This window comes from Velocimicrobium porci, assembly GCF_009696045.1.
Classification (GTDB): Bacteria; Bacillota; Clostridia; order Lachnospirales; family Lachnospiraceae; genus Velocimicrobium; species Velocimicrobium porci.
This window is the reverse complement of record NZ_VUMT01000046.1, coordinates 1-5,225: the sequence shown is the minus strand read 5'-3', so window position 1 is coordinate 5,225 and position 5,225 is coordinate 1. Positions and strand designations below refer to the sequence as shown.

At 53.2% G+C, this 5,225-nt stretch carries 2 protein-coding genes; both read left to right on the top strand.

From position 1 onward, the window contains the following. The first annotated feature begins 274 nt into the window (after positions 1–274). Positions 275–619 carry a TnpV protein gene (locus tag FYJ58_RS14305; RefSeq protein ID WP_456300789.1) on the top strand — a complete coding sequence of 115 codons (345 nt, stop codon included), beginning with the start codon at positions 275–277 and terminating at the stop codon, positions 617–619. Then, the gene (locus FYJ58_RS14300; RefSeq protein ID WP_154520359.1) at positions 547–5,103 is read left to right on the top strand and encodes a hypothetical protein; all 4,557 of its coding nucleotides are present in this window, start codon (positions 547–549) and stop codon (positions 5,101–5,103) included. Before FYJ58_RS14305 ends, FYJ58_RS14300 begins: the two co-directional genes overlap by 73 nt. Positions 5,104–5,225: the final 122 nt, after the last annotated feature.

Here is a 5,225-nt window from a genome sequence, read left to right as displayed (position 1 = left end):
ATCACCTAATGAGTATGAAAAGAAATATTGGATAAAATTAAGACACTTGGAAATAAATGCGGCATAAGACAGAATATTGAGGTGAAAAGTTCACGTTTAACTTGTACTTTTTCTTGACATAGGACCATTGATTTCAACACCCCGCCCACCATCGGGGCGCTGGGAACAGCGGTCAGCCAGATCAACCAGCAGGTGCTGCGACAGATCGGCGTCACCGTCCGAAATGCAGAGCGTGAAGCCAACCAAGAAAGGAGCAAACAAGATGAACAATCCCATGACCTATATCCAGAACGGAGACTATCTGATTCCCGACCTGAAGCTGAGCCAGCAGCCGGAGAAACCCCTGGGCAAGTACGGAAGGATGAGGAAAACCTACCTGAAGGAACACCGTCCCATCCTCTACAACCAGATGTTGCTGAGCGAGAAGCTGTACCCGCACCTTCTGGAGATCGACGAGACCGCCCAGAACAGACTGGAGCAGATGATGCCCCAGCTGGCGAAGGAAGCGGGAGCCACCGAGGAACTGAAAGTCAGCGATCCCATGAAGTGGGTGGGGCTGATGAACACCTGCAAAGCCCAAGCCGAGGAAATCCTGATGGCGGAGCTTATCAACAGCTGACCCTAAACCTGTTCCTCTCCGAAGCAGAACAGATCCAATCCATAGATGAAGCAGAGAATGTAGCGCATACATCCTCTGCTTTTTCTTTTGCTCAAAATGACATCGACCATGTGCTGCGTTTGGGCGGCAATACAGACCGCCAGAGGGAGCGTGTGGTTGCAGCCTTTGAAAAGCAGAAAACCACCGCTGAGATTGCCGGGATACTGAAAACGCTGTACCACGGCGGCAACGGCCTTGGCAGTGTGAGCGCATGGTATGCCGAGGATGGTATCCATCTTTCCCACGGGAAGTCTGTCCGTTATGACAGGTCTGCTCAGGTTGTTTCCTGGGAGAGCGCCGCAGAGCGTATCGGGGAGCTTTTGGAGAGCGGCCAGTTTGCCTCCAATGTGGAACTTGCAGAAGCGGCAGGCTATGAACGCTCCCTCCTTGCCACAAAGTTCTGGAACCTATATCACGATCTCAGTGAGGACGCCAGAGAAGCCGGATATTTGTCCTGCCTGTCAGAGATCAAAGGCAATGGGTTCCCAGAGGAGACCCACCGCCTGACGGAGCAGCTGAGTGAACCGGCTTTTCGCCAGACTCTCAAGGAAGAATACGCTGCTTTCTGGACCGCCTATCAGCAGGACCGTGACCTGTTGCGTTTTCACTATCATAGGCCAAGGGAGATCTGGGAGAACCTGAAAGACCTTGATCTGCCACGCAGCACCTTTTCTTCGGACCTTTCCCAAGTGCCAACTGTCCAGCACTTCATTACCGAGGATGAGATCGACGCCGCCATGACCGGCGGCAGTAGTTTTGCCGGAGGAAAAGGCCGTATCTATGCGTTCTTCATGGAAAACCATACGGATAAGGAAAAAGTGAGATTCCTCAAAGACGAGTATGGCATTGGCGGACGCTCTCATGCACTGTCCGGCGCAACACACAGCGGTGAAGATCATGACGGGAAAGGGCTGCACTATAAAAAGCAGGACTGCCCGGATGTTCACTTGAACTGGGAAAATGTTGCCAAGCGCATTACCTCTCTTGTCCAGAAGGGCCGCTATCTTACCGAACAGGAACAGGCGCAGTATGACAAAATCCAGGCTGAAAAGGAACTGGCCGAAGAAGATGCCATCCAAGCCCAGCAGCCGGAGGTGGAGGAAGAAACTCCAAAGCCCACCCTTCGGGAGCAGTTTGAACAGTATAAGCCTGTGGTAACTGCCGCTATTTCCGAGGATGCCGCATACCGCAATGCCTGCGGTCATTCTGACCGTGAAAATGCTGTCATCGAGGGCAATGCTGCTGTGCGCCGTGCGGTCCTTGGTTCTAAGGATATGGAGCTGATCCGCCTTTATTCTGATATACCGGAGTTCCGCCAGCGTCTGCACCGGGAAGTGATCGACGAAACCTATCCAAAGCTCCATGAGCTTCTGCGCCCTCTTTCTCAGGAAGATATTGATACTGCCCTTTGTGCATGGAACGGCAATATCGAGAGTAAACACGCTGTCGTCCGCTATATGAAAGACCATGCAAGAGAGAAAGATACCGCTGCATGGCTGGCTCAGGAATACGGCGGCAGTAACAGCAACAGCCTGTTCATTACTCGTGCCGGAAGCCCGGAGGAAATGCAGCTGCCCTGGCCGAAGGTACAACGCAGGATTGCCCAGCTTATTCAGGAGGACCGGTTCTATACCGAAGAAGAACAGGACCGTTTTGACAACATCGACCCCATCGCCATCCGGGAAGCCCTGGAGGAAAAAGGGATCGTCAACGGCCAGATGGCAGACCCGGAAAAACTGGACAATGACCCGTTTATCCAACAGGTGATGTCAGATGCAGAGCAGATCGCAGCTGCCGAGACAGAGCAGACTTCCAAAGTTTCCATTTCCGATGAGGAATATGACGCCGTTCGCAGCCCCATTCCACAAAGAACCTCCTATGACCCTGCCGCCCCGGTCTATGCCGTGGGCGATACCGTGTATATCGAGGATGACGCCTATCGGATCACCGAGCTGCGGGATGACACCGTACAGCTTCTGCCCACCGGTATGGTGTATCCCATCTACCGGGCAGAGCGCAAAGAACAGTTCGAGCAGCTGCTTCGGGCAGATCGCCGCAATGCTTACTATACCGAGTTTCTTCCCATTGACCCGGACAAGGTAGATCAGGACTTGCGGGATGTATTGTCCCATGGACTGATGGATGAAGCAGATAAAAAACAGGTTTCCACGCTGCTGCAATCCGGCAGGAGTAACAGCGAGATCGCCTACTGGCTGAGCAGAGCCTATTCCGGTGAGATCGAGACGCTGAATCTGGAGACCGGCGATATTGCCGATTACCGTACCACGGCACAGGGCATGGAGCTGGAAGTCCTGGACGCAGAGGAAAAGCGTCTGGCTGTGCTGTATTTCCGTTGGGATGAAGTTGCGCCTTTGCTGCGCGGGATGTATGCCCGTCAGCTGGATGGCTTTGGACAGGAACAGCCCCAACCGTCTGCCGAATCCCCGGCCTTCCATTCCGAGACCGTGGCCGTCTATCCGGGCGATAAGAACAATCTGCCTTATGATGTGGTGGTGGAACGGCTGCATATCGAGGAGCCGGAGCCACCAGCCCCTGTGACAGAGCCGGAGAAAACCTTTGAGGAAGTGCTGGACGAACACCCGGTTTCCATTCAGGTCAATGGCCAGTGGCAGACCTTCCCCAATGCCAAAGCTGCCGAGGAAGCCTCCTATGAGGAATACAAGGCCAACCTGCGCCGCAATGCACAAAACTTCCGTATTACCGATGAGCATTTGGGCGAAGGCGGTCCGAAAGCCAAGTTCCAGGCAAATATCAATGCCATTCGTTTGCTGAAAGAGTTGGAAGCTGCCGGACAGCAGGCAAGCCCTGAACAGCAGGAGGTTCTTTCCCGCTATGTGGGCTGGGGCGGTCTTTCTGATGCTTTTGACCCGGAGAAGCCGGCATGGGCTTCCGAGTATGCCCGGCTGAAAGAGCTGCTGACCCCGGAGGAATATGTCGCCGCCAGAAGCTCCACCCTAAACGCCCATTACACCAGCCCTACGGTCATTCAGGCCATCTATGAAGCGGTGGGGCGCATGGGCTTTGAGACCGGAAATATTCTGGAGCCATCTATGGGTGTGGGTAATTTCTTCGGTATGCTGCCGGAGGAAATGCGAAACAGCCGTCTGTATGGCGTGGAGCTGGACCCGGTTTCCGGGCGCATCGCAAAGCAGCTCTATCCCAAGGCGGACATCACAGTAGGAGGCTTTGAGACCACTGACCGCCGTGACTTCTTTGACCTTGCCATCGGCAATGTACCTTTTGGTCAGTATCAGGTCAACGACAAAGCCTACAACAAGTTGAATTTCAGTATTCATAACTATTTTTTTGCCAAAGCACTGGACCAGGTGCGTCCCGGCGGTGTGGTAGCTTTTGTGACCTCTCGATATACCATGGACGCCAAGGATTCCACCGTGCGCCGATATCTTGCCCAGCGTGCTGAGCTGCTGGGAGCTATCCGTCTGCCTAATGACGCGTTCAAAAAGAATGCCGGTGCCGAGGTGGTATCGGACATCATCTTCTTCCAAAAGCGGGACCACCCGTTGGACATCGTGCCGGAATGGACCCAGACCGGACAGACGGAGGACGGGTTTACCATCAACCGGTATTTTATCGACCATCCGGAAATGGTGCTGGGCAGACAGGAGCCGGTAAGCACTGCACATGGTATGGACTACACCGTGAACCCCATCGAGGGACTGAAGCTTTCCGACCAGCTGCATGATGCTGTGAAGTACATTCATGGCACTTATCAGGAGGCAGAGCTGCCGGAGCTGGGCGAAGGCGAAGCCATTGACACCTTCATTCCTGCCGATCCTAATGTGAAGAACTATTCCTATGCCATTGTAGACGGGCAGGTGTACTACCGGGAAAACAGCCGCATGGTGCGCCCGGATCTCAACACCACCGCAGAAGCCCGCGTAAAAGGTCTTGTGGGACTGCGTGATTGTGTGCAGGAACTGATCGACCTTCAGATGGATGCAGCGGTTCCGGACAGCACCATTACCCAAAAGCAGGCGGAACTGAACAGCCTGTATGACAGCTTTTCTGAAAAATATGGCCTTATCAATGACCGTGCAAACCGACTGGCCTATGCAGATGATTCTTCCTATTACCTGCTCTGTGCGCTGGAAGTCATCGACGAGGACGGAAAGCTGGAACGCAAGGCGGATATGTTCACCAAACGGACCATCAAGCCCCATCAGGCGGTGGCTGTGGTGGATACAGCAAGCGAAGCACTGGCGGTGTCTATCTCGGAAAAAGCCTGCGTGAATATGAGCTATATGAGCCAGCTTACCGGAAAAACAAAAGAAGAACTGGCCGGAGAGCTGCAAGGCGTAATCTTCCGTGTACCGGGACAGTTGGAGAAAGACGGCACACCCCATTATGTGACTGCTGATGAATACCTTTCCGGCAATGTACGCCGCAAACTGCGTCAGGTATAAAATGTCAAGACCTAATGTACAAAAAATATGATATAAAAATGTACAATTAGTCTGTCTGTTTTAAGTGATCTTTTAACCTGTATGATTTTCCTGATATTGGTATTACATGTGCATGATGTAGA

What these genes read in the sequence shown, in the direction of transcription:
- FYJ58_RS14305 (WP_456300789.1), top strand. Translation starts at nt 275, where the DNA reads ATGACCTATATCCAGAACGGAGACTATCTGATTCCCGACCTGAAGCTG.